Source organism: Streptomyces sp. NPDC024698 (genome assembly GCF_055559015.1).
The window spans coordinates 22,367-37,794 of record NZ_JBVHLK010000015.1 but is presented as its reverse complement, the minus strand read 5'-3'; the positions used below and the strand labels follow the sequence as shown (position 1 = coordinate 37,794).

14 protein-coding genes and 1 pseudogene are annotated in these 15,428 nt (G+C 70.9%); 11 read left to right on the top strand and 4 right to left on the bottom strand.

Annotation, left to right across the window (positions count from 1 at the left end):
• Nucleotides 1-213: 213 nt before the first annotated feature.
• The 5 genes from ACZ4AA_RS27340 (at nt 214) to ACZ4AA_RS27320 (ending at nt 3,896) form a co-directional block, all read left to right on the top strand.
• A complete protein-coding gene (locus ACZ4AA_RS27340) occupies nt 214-606 on the top strand; it encodes a sortase-dependent protein (protein ID WP_467608428.1) in 393 nt (130 codons plus the stop codon).
• Entirely contained in the window at nt 603-1,241 is a 639-nt protein-coding gene (locus tag ACZ4AA_RS27335) for a class F sortase (protein WP_467608423.1), read from the top strand. The genes ACZ4AA_RS27340 and ACZ4AA_RS27335 overlap by 4 nt, the downstream gene beginning before the upstream one ends.
• Before the next feature lie 92 nt (nt 1,242-1,333).
• Nucleotides 1,334-1,825, top strand: coding sequence for an RNA polymerase sigma factor (locus ACZ4AA_RS27330; RefSeq protein WP_467608813.1), 492 nt, complete (start codon nt 1,334-1,336; stop codon nt 1,823-1,825).
• Nucleotides 1,809-2,321: a hypothetical protein gene (locus ACZ4AA_RS27325; protein ID WP_467608420.1), complete on the top strand. Its 513-nt coding sequence runs from the start codon at nt 1,809-1,811 to the stop codon at nt 2,319-2,321. The genes ACZ4AA_RS27330 and ACZ4AA_RS27325 overlap by 17 nt, the downstream gene beginning before the upstream one ends.
• A gap of 210 nt (nt 2,322-2,531) precedes the next feature.
• Nucleotides 2,532-3,896, top strand: a complete 1,365-nt coding sequence (locus ACZ4AA_RS27320; RefSeq protein WP_467608416.1) for an FAD-dependent oxidoreductase — start codon at nt 2,532-2,534, stop codon at nt 3,894-3,896.
• A 190-nt stretch (nt 3,897-4,086) separates the two neighbouring features.
• On the opposite strand, the gene ACZ4AA_RS27315 is transcribed toward ACZ4AA_RS27320, so the two are convergent.
• Complete coding sequence (locus ACZ4AA_RS27315) at nt 4,087-4,770, bottom strand: glycerophosphodiester phosphodiesterase (protein WP_467608412.1); 684 nt, start codon at nt 4,768-4,770, stop codon at nt 4,087-4,089.
• A 17-nt stretch (nt 4,771-4,787) separates the two neighbouring features.
• Nucleotides 4,788-5,978: pseudogene (locus tag ACZ4AA_RS27310) on the bottom strand (adenosine deaminase).
• A gap of 366 nt (nt 5,979-6,344) precedes the next feature.
• Here ACZ4AA_RS27310 and ACZ4AA_RS27305 point away from each other — a divergent pair.
• Nucleotides 6,345-7,115: a DUF4190 domain-containing protein gene (locus ACZ4AA_RS27305; RefSeq protein WP_467608408.1), complete on the top strand. Its 771-nt coding sequence runs from the start codon at nt 6,345-6,347 to the stop codon at nt 7,113-7,115.
• A gap of 71 nt (nt 7,116-7,186) precedes the next feature.
• Here the strand turns inward: ACZ4AA_RS27305 and ACZ4AA_RS27300 are convergent, their stop codons facing one another.
• Together ACZ4AA_RS27300 and ACZ4AA_RS27295 are read right to left on the bottom strand one after the other, a co-directional pair.
• Nucleotides 7,187-8,713: an MFS transporter gene (locus ACZ4AA_RS27300; protein ID WP_467608809.1), complete on the bottom strand. Its 1,527-nt coding sequence runs from the start codon at nt 8,711-8,713 to the stop codon at nt 7,187-7,189.
• Nucleotides 8,714-8,913: 200 nt separating this feature from the next.
• A complete protein-coding gene (locus tag ACZ4AA_RS27295) occupies nt 8,914-9,495 on the bottom strand; it encodes an NADAR family protein (protein ID WP_467608403.1) in 582 nt (193 codons plus the stop codon).
• A gap of 178 nt (nt 9,496-9,673) precedes the next feature.
• Here ACZ4AA_RS27295 and ACZ4AA_RS27290 point away from each other — a divergent pair, with 178 nt between their 5' ends.
• The 5 genes from ACZ4AA_RS27290 (at nt 9,674) to ACZ4AA_RS27270 (ending at nt 15,408) form a co-directional block, all read left to right on the top strand.
• A complete protein-coding gene (locus ACZ4AA_RS27290) occupies nt 9,674-11,200 on the top strand; it encodes a gamma-aminobutyraldehyde dehydrogenase (protein ID WP_467608400.1) in 1,527 nt (508 codons plus the stop codon).
• A 76-nt stretch (nt 11,201-11,276) separates the two neighbouring features.
• The gene (locus ACZ4AA_RS27285) at nt 11,277-12,524 is read left to right on the top strand and encodes a polyamine ABC transporter substrate-binding protein (RefSeq protein ID WP_467608397.1); all 1,248 of its coding nucleotides are present in this window, start codon (nt 11,277-11,279) and stop codon (nt 12,522-12,524) included.
• A gap of 5 nt (nt 12,525-12,529) precedes the next feature.
• A complete protein-coding gene (locus ACZ4AA_RS27280) occupies nt 12,530-13,684 on the top strand; it encodes an ABC transporter ATP-binding protein (protein ID WP_467608392.1) in 1,155 nt (384 codons plus the stop codon).
• Entirely contained in the window at nt 13,684-14,607 is a 924-nt protein-coding gene (locus ACZ4AA_RS27275; RefSeq protein ID WP_467608388.1) for an ABC transporter permease, read from the top strand. The genes ACZ4AA_RS27280 and ACZ4AA_RS27275 overlap by 1 nt, the downstream gene beginning before the upstream one ends.
• Nucleotides 14,608-15,408, top strand: a complete 801-nt coding sequence (locus tag ACZ4AA_RS27270) for an ABC transporter permease (RefSeq protein ID WP_339131907.1) — start codon at nt 14,608-14,610, stop codon at nt 15,406-15,408.
• Nucleotides 15,409-15,428 lie beyond the last annotated feature (20 nt).

Below are 15,428 nucleotides of genomic sequence, written 5' to 3'. Positions count from 1 at the left end.
CGCGCGCGAGCTCGGCGAGTCCATCGAGTCCATCGAGTCCATGAGCTCGTGAACCGGGGCCGCCTGCCCTCCGGGGCGCCGTCTCCGCACCACCCCTCCCGACGCTTTGCCGTCTCTTTACAACCCGGTCCGCCGCCGGTTCGTCTCTCCGCTCGATCCGTAAGCAGCCCGCCCGTCGTCCAGGGCGGGCGGACCGACGAAAGAGAGCGATTCATGCGCCGAACCGTCTTCAGCGCCGCGGCAGTCGCGTGCACCGCCGTCCTCGTGGGCACCGTGCCCGCGTTCGCCGACGGGAGCTCCCCGCGTCCCACGGCCCGTCCGAGCGTCTCCGCGGCTCCGGCCTCGGCGCGCCCCTCCGCGGCTCCGGCCCAGGCGAGCCCCACCCCGACCCGGGCGCCCTCCGCCGTTCCCAGCGCCGCGCCGACGCGGGCGCCGGGCTCGGCGCAGGTCTCCGTACGGCCGAACGGGGCGCCCGACACCGGAGTGGCCTCGGCCGGAACGAACTCCTCGGGCTCGGCCGGGCTCATCGGCGGGAGCGCCGCCGCCGTGATCGCCGCGGGCGGGGCGGTCTTCGTCGTGCGCCGTCGGCGGGCGACCGGGGAATGACGTCCTTCTCCAGGCGCGCCTTCGTCACCGTGGTGTCGGCCGCGCTGCTCATGGGCTGCGGCGGCCACCAGGCCCCTCCGGCCGCGGACCGGCGGACCGCCGGAGCCACCGCGGCGGTACGGCCCGGGAGCGCGCAGTCCGGCGCGCCGTCCGACGGCAAGCCGGTGCGTGCGCTGCCGCGTTCGGTGCCGGTCGGGCTGCGGATACCGGCCATCGGGGTCGACACCCCGCTGATGCGGCTCGGACTGGGTCCGGGCGGCGGCGTACAGGTGCCCCCGATCGCCTCGCACGACCTGGCCGGCTGGTACCGCCACTCGCCGACGCCCGGTCAGAAGGGCCCCTCGGTGATCCTCGGCCATGTCACGGTCGGCACGTACGGCGACGGCGTCTTCCGTCACCTCGCGCGACTGCGCCGCGGTGACCGGATCGTGGTGCGCCTGGAGAACGGCAGGTCGGCCGGATTCACCGTCGGCGAGGTCCGTACAGTCGCCAAGGCCGACTTCCCGGCGGACGCGGTCTACGGCGACGTGGACCGCCCGGAGCTGCGGCTCATCACCTGCGGCGGCCCCCGCTCCGGAACGGGCTACCGCGACAACGTGATCGTGTTCGCGGCCCTGACCTCGACGAGCCCCTGACCCCCACAGGCCGTCAGGGATCCCGGGCCGGCGGGCCGTACCCCCGCGGCCCGGGATCCATCCCGTCGGCACCGTCACGACCATGGAGAATGTTGAAAGGGTCCCGCGAGAAGGCGGCTTCCGAGCTGTTCGCCGCCCTCTATCCGCGCCTCGCCGGCTGGTGCCGCCGTCTCGTCGACGACGAGGGGACGGCCCACGAGATCGCCTCGGAGGCGTTCACCCGGCTCTGGTCCCGCTGGACCTCCGTCGCCGAGCCACGGGGGTTCCTCTACGTCACGGCGGCCAACCTCGTCCGGGACCACTGGCGCAAGCTGGAGCGGGAACGCCGGGCCGTGCACCGGGCCACCACCGAGGCCGTCGTCGGGCCCCGCAACGAGCAGGCCGATCCGTCCGTACGGCTGCTCGTGCAGTCGCTGCCCGAACGGCTGCGCGTACCGATCCTGCTGCACTACTACGCTGACATGCCGATCCGGGAGGTGGCGGCGCTGACCGGGCGCAAGGAAGGAACGATCAAGGCCGATCTCCACGCGGCCCGCGAACTGCTCCGCGCCCACCTGAGGAGAAGTCTTGATCACACACTCTGACGACGGCCCGGACTTCGGCCCCGACGACCCGCTCGCCGTCATCATGCGGCCCCCGTCCGCGTATCTCTCGCCCCCGCCCGGCCGCTACGAGGCGATCCGCAGGGGCGCGGTCCGGCGCCGGCTGGTGAAGGCCGCGGCCGGGGCGGCGGTGGCGTGTGCCGTCGGCGCCCTCGTCGTGCTGCCGCTGCGGTCGGCCGCACCCGAGGCGCCCGTGGCCCCGGTGGTTCCGCTGGCCCCGCCGTCCGTGACCGGTCCGCCGGCCGAGCCCACGCCGTCGGTGTCGCCCGGGCCCGTCAGCCCCCGTCCGGGCGGGGTCGGTTCGTCCGCCCGGCCCTCGGCGCCGCGCACCACCCCCGTTCCCACGGCGCGGACGACCGGCGCGCCCACCTTCAGCCGTGGGCCGTCGGCCGCACAGACCTCCGCCCCCGCGACCGCCCGCCCCTCCGCGGCCCGGACCGGGGCCGTCCCCACACCGACCAGGGGGGCGCAGCGGTAGCGGAGTGCACGGTCCGGGCCGCTCGGACGCGGGGCACAGAGGCAGCCGCGGGGGCACCGGGGCGGGTGTGGGCGCCACCCATAAAGCGGTCCTTCAGTACCCATAAGTCGGCCTTATGAGGTCATAGCCCGGACCCGCCTACCGACTTAGGTTTGCCTCAGTTTAGGCTTCCCGTCGAGTCCTCTGCCCCTGCCCGAAGGGAATCTGATCATGCCTCGCCCTCTGCGGGTAGCCATTGTCGGAGCCGGCCCGGCCGGAATCTACGCCGCCGACGCGCTGCTGAAATCCGCAGTGGCCGCCGAGCCCGGTGTCTCCATCGACCTGTTCGAGCGGATGCCGGCCCCGTTCGGTCTCATCCGTTACGGCGTCGCCCCCGATCACCCCCGGATCAAGGGCATCATCACCGCCCTGCACCAGGTGCTCGACAAGCCGCAGATCCGTCTGTTCGGCAACGTCGACTATCCCCGCGACATCAACCTGGACGATCTGCGCGCCTTCTACGACGCGGTGATCTTCTCCACGGGCGCGACCGCCGACCGGGCCCTCGACATCCCCGGCGTCGAGCTCGACGGTTCGTACGGCGCGGCGGACTTCGTCTCCTGGTACGACGGTCACCCGGACGTCCCGCGCACCTGGCCGCTGGAGGCCGAGAAGGTCGCCGTCCTCGGTGTCGGCAACGTCGCCCTGGACGTGGCCCGCGTCCTCGCCAAGACGGCGGACGAACTGCTGCCCACCGAGATCCCGCCGAACGTGTACGAGGGGCTCAAGGCCAACAAGGCCCTGGAGGTCCACGTCTTCGGCCGCCGCGGTCCCGCGCAGGCGAAGTTCAGCCCGATGGAGCTGCGCGAGCTGGACCACTCGCCGAACATCGAGGTCATCGTCGACCCCGAGGACATCGACTACGACGAGGGTTCGATCGCCACCCGGCGCGGCAACAAGCAGGCCGACATGGTCGCCAAGACCCTGGAGAACTGGGCGATCCGCGACGCCGGCGACCGCCCGCACAAGCTGTTCCTGCACTTCTTCGAGTCGCCCACCGAGATCCTCGGCGAGAACGGCGAGGTCACCGGCCTGCGCACCGAGCGCACCGCCCTCGACGGCACCGGGAACGTCAAGGGCACCGGCGAGTTCAAGGACTGGGACGTCAGCGCGGTCTACCGTGCCGTGGGCTACCTCTCCGACAGCCTGCCCAAGCTGCCCTGGGACGTCGAGTCGGGCACCGTGCCCGACGCGGCCGGCCGGGTCCTGGAGGACTCGGGCGAGCACCTGGCCTCCACCTATGTCACCGGCTGGATCCGGCGCGGTCCCATCGGTCTGATCGGTCACACCAAGGGCGACGCCAACGAGACGGTCGCGAGCCTGCTCGACGACCACACCAACGGCCGTCTGCTGACGCCCACTTCGCCCGATCCCGAGGCCGTCGACGCCTTCCTCGGCGAGCGGGACGTCCGATTCACCACGTGGGAGGGCTGGTACCGGCTCGACGCGGCCGAGAAGGCGCTGGGCGAACCGCAGGGCCGTCAGCGCGTGAAGCTCGTCGAGCGCGAGGACATGCTGCGCGAGAGCGGCGCCTGATCCTTCGGAGCCCCGGACAGGGGCGGCTTCGAACACGCTCACGTCGGGGCATACGCACCCGTCGTGAGCGACAGAGCCGCCCCTGTCCGGGGCACCCGTGCGCCGTACGTCGTCCGCGAGAAGACAAAACGCCGGCGGCACCCGGCGCCGGACCGGTTCCCCTGCCGGCGCCCGTCGGCCGACCGCCGGTTCAGTCCCTGCGCAGCGCCGTCAGCGTGTCGATTCGGTTGGTCGTGATCGAGTCGACGCCCGCGTCGAGCAGACGGCGCATGGAGCGACGGGTGTCCGGCGTCCAGACGGACAGCAGCTGCCCGCCGCGGTGCACCCGGGCCGCGAGATCCCGACTCACCAGAGAGAAGCGGTAGTTGAGCCAGCGCGGGCGTACGACGTCGAGCAGGCCCGGACGCGGCGGCGCGAGGCTCGTCCAGGTCAGCGCGATCTCCGCGGACGGATCGGCGGCCCGCACCGCGAGCATGGCGGGGGCCGCGGCACAGTAGTACACCCGCTCCCCGGCCCCGCACGCCCGCACCACGTCCACGATCTCGCGCGCGGCCCGCACGTCCACCGCGCCCGGCAGATCGACCATGACCCGGTGCTCGCCGGTCGCCGCCAGGGCCTCCGCCAGCGTCGGGACACCGCCCGCCGTGAGCCCGCGCACCTCGTCGCCGGAGAGCGAGCTCAGCGGACGGTCGTGTCCCCACAGGCGTTTGAGCGTCGCGTCGTGCAGCAGGACGGGGACGCGGTCGCGCGTCGGACGCACGTCGATCTCCACGGCGTCCGCGCCCCGGAGGAGCGCGGAACGCAGGGAGTCGAGCGTGTTCTCACGGGCGCGATAGGGGTCGCCGCGGTGGGCGACTGCGGTCACGGTGCGCATGCGCCCATTGTGCTGGGTCAGAGCGCGAGCCAGGTGGCGGCGTACGTGTCGATCTCCGCCGCGAGTTGCGCCTTCGCCGTACCGTCGAGGAACGACGCGTGCACCGCGTTCTTGGCGAGCTCGGCGACGCCCTGCTCGTCGAGTTCGAGGAGGCGGGCCGTGACCGCGTACTCGGTGTTGAGGTCGGTGCCGAACATCGGCGGGTCGTCGGAGTTGACGGTGACCGTCACGCCGGCCGCCGCGAACTCCTTGACCGGGTGCTCGTCCAGGGTGCGGACCGCGCGGGTGGCGATGTTCGAGGTCGGGCAGACCTCGAGGGCGATGCCGTGCTCGACGAGATGGGCAAGCAGCTTCGGGTCCCGCGCGGAGCTCGTGCCGTGGCCGATGCGCTCGGCGCCGAGGTGGTTCAGCGCGTCCCAGACCGTCTCCGGGCCCGTCGTCTCGCCGGCGTGCGGCACGGAGCGCAGCCCCGCCGCGCGGGCCCGGTCGAAGTACGGCTTGAACTGGGGCCTCGGCACGCCGATCTCGGGGCCGCCGAGCCCGAAGGAGACGAGCCCCTCCGGCCGCAGCCGGTCGTCGGTCGCGAGCCGCATGGTCTCCTCGGCTGCCTCAAGACCCGCCTCGCCCGGGATGTCGAAGCACCAGCGCAGGACGACACCGAGCTCCTTCTCGGCGGACGTGCGGGCGTCCTCGATGGCGTCCATGAAGGCGCGCTCGTCGATTCCGCGCCGGGTGGAGGACCACGGAGTGATCGTCAGCTCGGCGTAGCGCACCTGTTGGCGGGCCATGTCACGGGCGACCTCGTAGGTCAGCAGCCGTACGTCCTCGGGCGTACGGATCAGGTCGACGACGGAGAGGTAGACCTCGATGAAGTGGGCGAAGTCCGTGAACGTGAAGTAGTCCACGAGTGCCTCGGGGTCGCTCGGCACCCGGGAGTCGCGGTGGCGGGCGGCGAGCTCGGACACGATGCGCGGGGAGGCGGAGCCGACGTGGTGGACGTGCAGTTCGGCCTTGGGCAGCCCGGCGATGAAGGTGCCCAGGTCACGGGCGTCGTCGCGTACGGTGATGTGCTCGGTCAACGGGTTCCTCCCCGGAACGGCGCCCCTGTGCCGGGTTCGGCGGGACGCGGGTGATCGGCTGATCGATGGTTCGGGATCATCGTAGGCGGCCCCCGCCGTCCGGGCCCGGTGTGCCCCTCGGGGGACGATCAGGCCCTCGTACGACGGAGATCGGGGGAGCGGCTCGGGCCGTAGCATGACGGAACGTACGAGAGAGGGGACTCGCGCATGTCCGACGACGCCCAGAGGCCGACAGCCCCACGCGACGCGGCCGCGTGGGCTCCACCGGGCGGACCGAACCCGACGCCGGCCGACGCCGGGGCCCCCGGGCAGGACGGGTCGCCCGAGCCGGGCAGGTCGCCCGAGCCGGGCAGCGAGACTGAGGCGGGCAGCGGGACCGAGGCGGGCAGCGGGACCGAGGCGGCCGCGCGGTGGGAGGACAGCGCGTCCGGTGATGGGCCTGGGCACACGGCGGACGACGCGGGAGCCCGGTCCGGTGGCGTGTCCCGTGGTTCCGTGCCCGCTCAGGGCCCCGCACCCTTCGCCGCCCCCGTTCCGGACGCCCGGGTCTCCCTCGGGAAGCGCGACGCCGGCCGGGAGGCGGAGTTCGATCCGTGGACGCCGCCCGAGGAGATCACCTCCTTCAGGGGTGCCGCACGGGGGAGTGCCGCGCCCCCTCCGGCGTACGGCCTCCCGGCGATCACCTCACTGCCCGGCGCACCCGTCCCGCCCGCGCCCGGCAACCTCGGCGGCCCGGCCTGGGACAACCCCTTCGCCCCACCGGCGGGAAACAGCCCCTTCGCTCCGCCGGCCGCCCGCAGCCCCTACCCGCAGCCCGTTCCCGGCGAGCCCGTCCCCCCGCCGCCCATCGCCCCCGACGGTCCGGGTCTCCCGTACGGGTACGGGTACGGCTATGGCACCGGCTACGCGCAGTACCCCGGCGCCCACGGCTACGGCTGGCCCGTCCGGCAGCCCATGCCGAGCAACGGCCTCGGAACCGCCGGGCTGGTGCTCGGCATCATCGCCTCGGTCCTGTTCATCGTGTGGCCGCTGGCGATCGTGCTGGGCGTCCTCGCCGTGATCTTCGGGTTGATCGGCGGGGCCAGGGCCCGCCGCGGCGAGGCCACGAACCCCGGGCAGGCGCTGGCCGGGGTCATCTGCGGAGCCGTCGGGCTCGTCCTGGCCATCGGCGTGTTCGTCCTGATCGTGGTCTACGCCCACGACGGCGGCGGCTCGGACTCGGGCGGCGGCGGCTTCTCCACGTCCCTGGTGACACACCGGCGATGACCGGCGTCCGCCGGCCCGGACCCCGCGTCCGCCGGCCCGGAGCCCGGGTGGGGACGGGCCGGGGGCGGGTGTCACTCGGCCGGAGCGGACTCCTGGTCCTGCGCCGTGGCGCCCGCACGGCCTCCGGGGTGGCGCAGGGCGCAGAGGAAGGCGACGGCGAGCGCGATCGCCATGCCGTAGAAGACGTACTGGTTGGCCTCGGCGAAGTCCGTCCGCACGCTGCTCATCACATCGCGCATGGTCGACGCGGCGGGTCCGGTGCCCGTGGGCTGCTGCGCGTCGGCGTTGCCCGTGATGGCCTGGGCGATGTCGTGGGCCACGTCGTGGGCCTGGGCCGAGGTCATGCCGTGGGACGTGAGCGTCGAGACGACCTTGTCCGTCATCGTGTGCGTCAGGACGGTCCCGAAGACGGCGAGCCCCACGCTCGCCGCGTAGTTGCGGACCGTCTGGGTGATGCCGGTGACCTCGCCGTAGGAGGCCCCGATGGACCGGTTGACGGCGTCGGTGGACGCGGGCGCCAGGATGAAACCGATACCGGCACCGGCGAGGGCGACGTAGGGCCACTGGTCGTGCATGGACAGGTCGGTCAGCTTGTCGGCCCAGAGATAGAACCCGACCGCGCCGAGGATCGTGCCGATCTTCATGGCCGGCCGTGCGCCCTGTTTGTCGAGCATGCGGCCGCCCCACTGGGAGGCGATCGCGAAGCCGATGAAGAAGTACAGCAGGTAGAGCGCCGCCTGGTTGGGTGAGGCGCTGAGGGAGACCTGCGCGTACACCGAGGCGAAGAAGAAGACCGGGACGAAGGCGAGCATGGCGAAGAAGAGCACCAGGGCGTCCACGGTGAACGCCTTGTCCCGGAAGACCGCCAGATTGACCAGGGGGTGGAGCCTGTCCCGCTCGTAGCGCCAGAAGACGACCAGCACGACGAGGCCGCCCACGATGCAGGCCCAGGTCGCCACGCTGCCCCAGCCCCAGGAACCGGCCTGCTGGAAGCCGAGCACGCTCAGGCCCATGCCGACGGCGATGAGCAGCGCCCCGACGCGGTCAAGGGACTCGTGCCGCCGCCGGTCGGGAATGTGCGCCATGACGGTCAGGACGAGCGCCACGACGGCGACGGGCACGTTGACCCAGAAGATCGCCCGCCAGGTCCACGCGGTGAGCCAGCCGCCCAGCAGCGGGCCGATGGCCGTCAGCGCGCCCGACAGTCCGAAGAACAGCGCCAGGGCGCGGCCGCGCCGCTCCACGGGGAAGACCGCCACGACCACCGCCAGTGCCGCGGGGAAGAGCAGGGCGGCCCCGAGCCCCTGGGTCGCCCTGAACACGATCAGCCAGGTCTGCGCGAGGTCGCCCTTGGGCACACAGCCGCACAGCACCGACGAGATCACGAACACGAGGGTGCCGACGACGACCACACGGCGTGGTCCGAGCAGGTCGGCGAGACGTCCGCCGAGCGCGAAGAACGCGGCCAGCGACAGCAGGTAGGCGTTGACCACCCACTGCATCCCGGACGCGGAGAGCCCCAGCTCGCGGACGATGTCCGGCGCGGCGATGGAGACGATCGTCTGGTCGATGAACGTCATCGCCACGGCGAAGAGCATCGCGGCCAGCGCCAGCGACTGGTTCGGGGTGCGGGGTCGTGTGGGCGCGGTGTCGTCCCGCGTCGCGTCGGTGCCGGTCACGGGCACAGTCTCAGCCGGTTCACCCGCCGTCGCATCCGGGCGGCCACCGATTGCGGGCCCGGGACACATGCGTCGGAGATACGATTCCCGGGCCCCGTGCCCCCCGCTGGGCCCAGCGGCTAGCGAAGCCGCTCGCGTGCCTCCATCAGGGCGAAGCCCAGCAGGTTCGACCCCCGCCACCGGCGCGGGTCGGCGGCTCCCTCGTCGTCGGCGGCCAGACCGATGCCCCAGACCCGGTCCACGGGGCTCGCCTCGACCAGCACCCTCCCGCCCGTGCCCAGCAGGAACGTCCTCAGATCGGGGTGGGCGGCGAACTTGTGGACGCTGCCCTCGACGACGATCCCGAACCGCTCGCGCTGCCACACCGTCTCGTCGAAGCCGCGCACCAGCCGCCCGGCCTTCTTGGCGAGCGCGGGGCTCGCCGCGCCGATCGCCTGCCGCTCGGCCTCGGCGTCACCGAACAGGCGGGCCTTGGAGGCCATCATCCAGTGCTCCGCCGTCGCGTACGAGACTCCTTCGACCACGAAGGGTGACGGCCACCACTGGCTGAGACAGCTGGTCCCCACCTGGCCGTCCGCCCTCGGCCGGTGCCCCCAGAAGTGCAGGTACTTCACTCGCGTCCCCGACTCGACCACACTGACCAGCGCGTCCCGCGTATCGATCGTCCCCATGCACGCCACTGTGGCACGCACCACTGACATACCGTCCCGCCTTTTCCTGGCGGACTCGACACCTGGTCGAAGGATTCCGTCGCGTAACCAAAAGGCAACAACGGAATCACTTGTTGGAGTCCCCTAGCTCTGCCAGGATCGGCACTCAAATCGAGCTGGAGCTACGCCGACCCCCGTCTCGACGGGGAGGACGGCGGAGGAGAGCGACATGCACAATCCGGGCCATCGCTTCCAGGCGCAGGACCGCCTCGCGGACGGCGCGCAGTACATCGGAGGCCGTCTGACGAAGGGCACCTCCGGTCGTACCCACGCCGTCGTGAACCCCGCCACGGGCGAGGAGGTGTACACCTACGGGCTGGCGAGCACCGCGGACGTGGACGCGGCCGTCGCCGCCGCCCGCGCGGCGTTCCCCGGCTGGGCGGCCACCACCCCCGGGGAGCGGTCCGACGCGCTGCACCGGTTCGCCGCCGTACTCGCCGAGCGGGCCGAGGAGTTCGCCCAGGCCGAGTCGCTCCAGTGCGGAAAGCCCCTCAAGCTGACCCGCGAGTTCGACGTCCCGGGAACCATCGACAACACCGCGTTCTTCGCGGGCGCGGCCCGGCACCTCCAGGGGCAGTCGGCCGGCGAGTACTCCGGCGACCACACCTCGTACGTACGCCGGGAGCCCATCGGGGTCGTCGGTTCCATCGCACCCTGGAACTACCCGCTCCAGATGGCCGCCTGGAAGATCCTCCCGGCCGTCGCGGCCGGCAACACGATCGTGCTGAAGCCCGCCGAACTGACCCCGCTCACCTCCCTGCTGTTCGCCGAGGCCGCCACCCACGCCGGCATCCCGGACGGTGTCATCAACATCGTCACGGGCCTGGGCAAGGAGGCGGGCGAACACCTCGTCGGCCACCCCGACGTCGCCATGACGTCCTTCACCGGTTCGACCGCCGTCGGCAGGCGCGTCGCCGAGATCGCCACCTCGACCGTCAAGCGCCTGCACCTGGAGCTCGGCGGCAAGGCCCCCTTCCTCGTCTTCGACGACGCGGATCTGGAGGCCGCCGTGAACGGTGCGGTCGCCGGTTCGCTCATCAACACCGGCCAGGACTGCACGGCCGCCACCCGCGCGTATGTGCAACGGCCGCTCTACGACGCGTTCGTCGAGCGCACCGCCGCCCTGATGGCGAGCGTCCGCGTGGGCGACCCGTTCGCGCCCGGCACCGACCTCGGCCCCCTGATCTCGCACGCCCAGCGCGACCGCGTCGCCGGATTCGTCGACCGGGCCCGCGGCTACGCACGCGTGGTGACCGGCGGCGAGGTTCCACAGGGAGATCTCAAGAGCGGCGCGTACTATGCGCCCACGCTCGTCGCCGACGCGGCGCAGGACAGCGAGATCGTGCAGGCCGAGATCTTCGGCCCGGTCCTGGTGGTGCTCCCGTTCGACACCGACGACGAGGGCATCGCGCTGGCCAACGACACACCGTACGGACTCGCCGCCTCCGCCTGGAGCCGGGACGTCTACCGGGCCAACCGCGCGACCCGCGAGATCAAGGCCGGCTGTGTGTGGGTCAACGACCACATTCCGATCATCAGCGAGATGCCGCACGGCGGATACAAGGCATCCGGCTTCGGCAAGGACATGTCCGCCTACTCCTTCGAGGAGTACACGCAGGTCAAGCACGTCATGTTCGACAACACCGCGGTCGCCGAGAAGGACTGGCACCGCACGGTCTTCGGGGACCGGCCGTAGCACGTCCACCGGCTACGGCCCTGTGGCAGACCAGGCCGCGACCACGGCCGCGACCCTTCCGAAAGGGCATCAGAGCATGGAGCAGTACGAGCCCGAACGCCTGTCCCCGGTGCAACTGGCCGCCATGCGGCGCAGCTTCCGGAACGGCAGGGCGGCCCTCACCCGTCGTTCACTGCTGCGCGCCTCCGCCGGCGGCGCGCTGGCCGTCGGCGGACTCGGGGCGCTGAGCGGCTGCGGGATCCCCGCGGCCGGCCGGACCCAGGGCGGCACGTCCGCCGAGGACCACTCGGCCACGGAGAAGACCCTCAACTTCTCCAACTGGACCGAGTACATCGACCTCGACGACAGCGGCAAGCACCACCCGACGCTGGAGGCCTTCCGTAAACGGACCGGCATCTCGGTGAAGTACACCGAGGACATCAACGACAACAACGAGTTCTTCGCCAAGATCAAGCCGCAGCTCGCCGCGGGCCAGGACACCGGCCGTGACCTGATGGTCCTCACCGACTGGCTGGCCGCGCGCGTGATCCGGCTGGGCTGGGTGCAGAAACTCGACCCGTCCAACCTGCCGCACGCCTACACCAACCTGTCGTCGCAGTTCCGCAACCCGGACTGGGACCCGGGACGCGCCTACTCCTACCCGTGGCAGGGCATCCCGACGATCGTCGCCTTCAACAAGAAGGCGCTCGACGGGATCGAGGTGAAGTCGGTCTCCGACCTCCTCGACAACCCGAAGCTCAAGGGCCGGGTCTCGTTCCTGTCCGAGATGCGCGACACCATGGGCATGACCCTGCTCGACATGGGCAAGGACCCGGCGAAGTTCACCGACGACGACTTCGACGCGGCGATAGCCCGGCTCCAGAAGGCCGTCGACAAGGGCCAGATCCGCCGCTTCACCGGCAACGACTACACGTCCGACCTCACCAAGGGCGACATCGCCGCCTGTGTTGCCTGGGCCGGCGACATCGTCCAGCTCAAGAACGACAGCCCGGACGTCGACTTCGTCATCCCCGGCAGCGGCTACATGACGTCGACCGACAACCTGCTGATTCCCAACAAGGCGCGTCACAAGACGAACGCCGAGCGGCTGATCGACTTCTACTACGAGCCTCAGCAGGCCGCCGAGCTCGCCGCGTACATCAACTACGCGACGCCGGTCGAAGGCGTGAAGCCCTACCTTGCCAAGATCGACCAGGACGCGGCGAACAACCCGCTGATCGTCCCCGACAAGGCCATGCAGGCCAGGTCCCACTCCTTCCGCGCGCTGAGCCAGAAGGAAGAGACCGCCTACGAAGAGAAGTTCGCGAAGCTCACAGGGGCGTGACGATCATGACGACAGAGAACAGCGGCGACGTCCGCCTCACCGGGATCAGCAAGACCTACGACAACGGCTTCACCGCCGTGCAACCGCTCGACCTGACCGTGCCGCAGGGCTCCTTCTTCGCCCTGCTCGGTGCCTCGGGCTGCGGCAAGACCACCACCCTGCGCATGATCGCCGGTCTGGAGGAACCTTCCTCCGGCACCGTGCACCTCGGCGACCAGGAGGTGACGTACCTGCCGCCCTACAAGCGGCCGGTGAACACCGTCTTCCAGTCCTACGCGCTCTTCCCGCACCTGGACATCTTCGAGAACGTCGCCTTCGGCCTGCGCCGGCGCGGGATCAAGAGCGTCAAGAAGCAGGTCGACGACATGCTCGACCTCGTCCAGCTCGGCGAGCAGGCGCGCAAGAAGCCCCACCAGCTCTCCGGCGGCCAGCAGCAGCGTGTCGCGGTCGCCCGCGCCCTGATCAACCACCCCAAGGTGCTGCTCCTCGACGAGCCGCTGGGCGCCCTCGACCTCAAGCTGCGCCGCCAGATGCAGCTGGAGCTCAAGCGGATCCAGACCGAGGTCGGCATCACCTTCGTCCATGTCACGCACGACCAGGAGGAGGCCATGACCATGGCCGACACGGTCGCCGTGATGAACGCGGGCCGGGTCGAACAGCTCGGCGCGCCCGCCGACCTCTACGAGAACCCGCGGACCACGTTCGTCGCCAACTTCCTCGGCACCTCGAACCTCATCGAGGCCGAGGTCGACTCCCGCAGCGGCGGCGACATCGTGCTCAAGGCGGGCGGCGGCAAGCTGGTGCTCCCCGAGGCGCGATGTTCGGCCCCCGCCACGACCGGCGGCAAGGTCCTGGTCGGCGTCCGCCCGGAGAAGATCTCCCTCACGCACGCCGACGACGCCGGCGAGATACCCGTCGGCCGCAACCGGATCACCGGCAAGATCGCCGACTCCAGCTTCATCGGCGTTTCCACGCAGTACGTCATCGACAGCGCCGTGTGCCCCGAGTTCGAGGTCTACGCCCAGAACATCGACCGGGACCCCCGGCTGGTGCCCGGCGCGGACGTCGTCCTGCACTGGAGCCCGGCGCACACGTTCGGTCTCGACGCGGCCCAGGACATCGGCGCCGGTGCCGACACGGCCGAGGAGGAGGCCGCCTGATGGCTGTCGTCACCGAGGCGCCCCCCGTGACGCCGATCCCCGAGAAGAAGCCGCCGCGCAAGCGCGGCAGATGGACCCCGTACTGGCTGCTGCTGCCCGGTCTGCTCTGGCTGGTCGTCTTCTTCGCGCTGCCGATGATCTACCAGGCCTCCACGTCCGTGCAGACGGGCTCCCTGGAGGCGGGCTACAAGGTCACCTGGCACTTCGTGACCTACTGGGACTCGCTCACCGAGTACTGGCCGCAGTTCCTGCGCTCGGTCTTCTACGCGGCCGCCGCCACGATCCTGTGTCTGGTGCTCGGCTACCCGCTGGCCTACCTGATCGCCTTCCGGGCGGGCCGCTGGCGCAACCTGATCATGATCCTGGTGATCGCCCCGTTCTTCACCAGCTTCCTGATCCGCACCCTGGCCTGGAAGACGATCCTCGCCGACAACGGCCCGGTCGTGCACACGCTGAACTCGCTGCACGTCCTGAGCGTCACGGACTGGCTCGGCTGGACGGCGGGCGACCGCGTCCTCGCGACACCGCTCGCCGTCGTGTGCGGTCTGACGTACAACTTCCTGCCGTTCATGATCCTGCCGCTCTACACCTCGCTGGAGCGCATCGACGGCCGGCTGCACGAGGCCGCCGGCGACCTGTACGCGAAGCCGTGGACGACCTTCCGCAAGGTCACCTTCCCGCTGTCGATGCCGGGCGTGGTCTCCGGAACGCTGCTCACCTTCATCCCGGCGGCCGGTGACTACGTCAACGCCGAACTCCTCGGCTCGACCGACACCCGCATGATCGGCAACGTCATCCAGACCCAGTTCCTGAGGATTCTGGACTATCCGACGGCCGCCGCCCTCTCCTTCATCCTCATGGCCGCGATCCTGCTCATGGTCACGGTCTACATCCGCCGGTCCGGGACGGAGGATCTGGTCTAAATGTCCGTCGTCACCTGGCTCAAGCGCCATCTCGTCGTCATCGCGGGACTGCTGACCCTCGGCTATCTGCTGCTGCCGAACGTCGTCGTCACCGTGTTCTCCTTCAACAAGCCGAAGGGGCGCTTCAATTACGAGTGGCAGCAGTTCTCCACCGACGCCTGGAAGGATCCGTGCGGCGTCGCCGACATGTGCGGTTCGCTCGGACTCAGCCTCCAGATCGCCGTCTGGGCGACGATCGGAGCCACCGTCCTCGGCACGATGATCGCCTTCGCGCTCGTCCGCTACCGCTTCCGCGCACGCGGCGCCGTGAACTCGCTGATCTTCCTTCCGATGGCGATGCCCGAGGTCGTCATGGCCGCCTCGCTGCTCACCCTGTTCCTCAACATGGGCGCCCAGCTGGGCTTCTGGACGATCCTGATCGCCCACATCATGTTCTGCCTCAGCTTCGTCGTCACGGCCGTCAAGGCCCGTGTCATGTCGATGGACCCGAGGCTGGAACAGGCGGCCCAGGACCTCTACGCCGGCCCGGCGCAGACGTTCTTGCGGGTCACCCTGCCCATCGCGGCCCCCGGAATCGCCGCGGGCGCACTGCTCGCCTTCGCGCTCTCCTTCGACGATTTCATCATCACCAATTTCAACGCGGGCTCGACCGTCACGTTCCCCATGTTCGTCTGGGGCTCGGCACAGCGCGGAACACCCGTTCAGATCAATGTCATCGGCACGGCCATGTTCCTGGTCGCCGTACTGTTCGTCCTGTCCGGAATGATCATCGGAAATCGCCGGAACAGGCAGAAGGCATAAAGCCCGTCACCCTTGTAGGG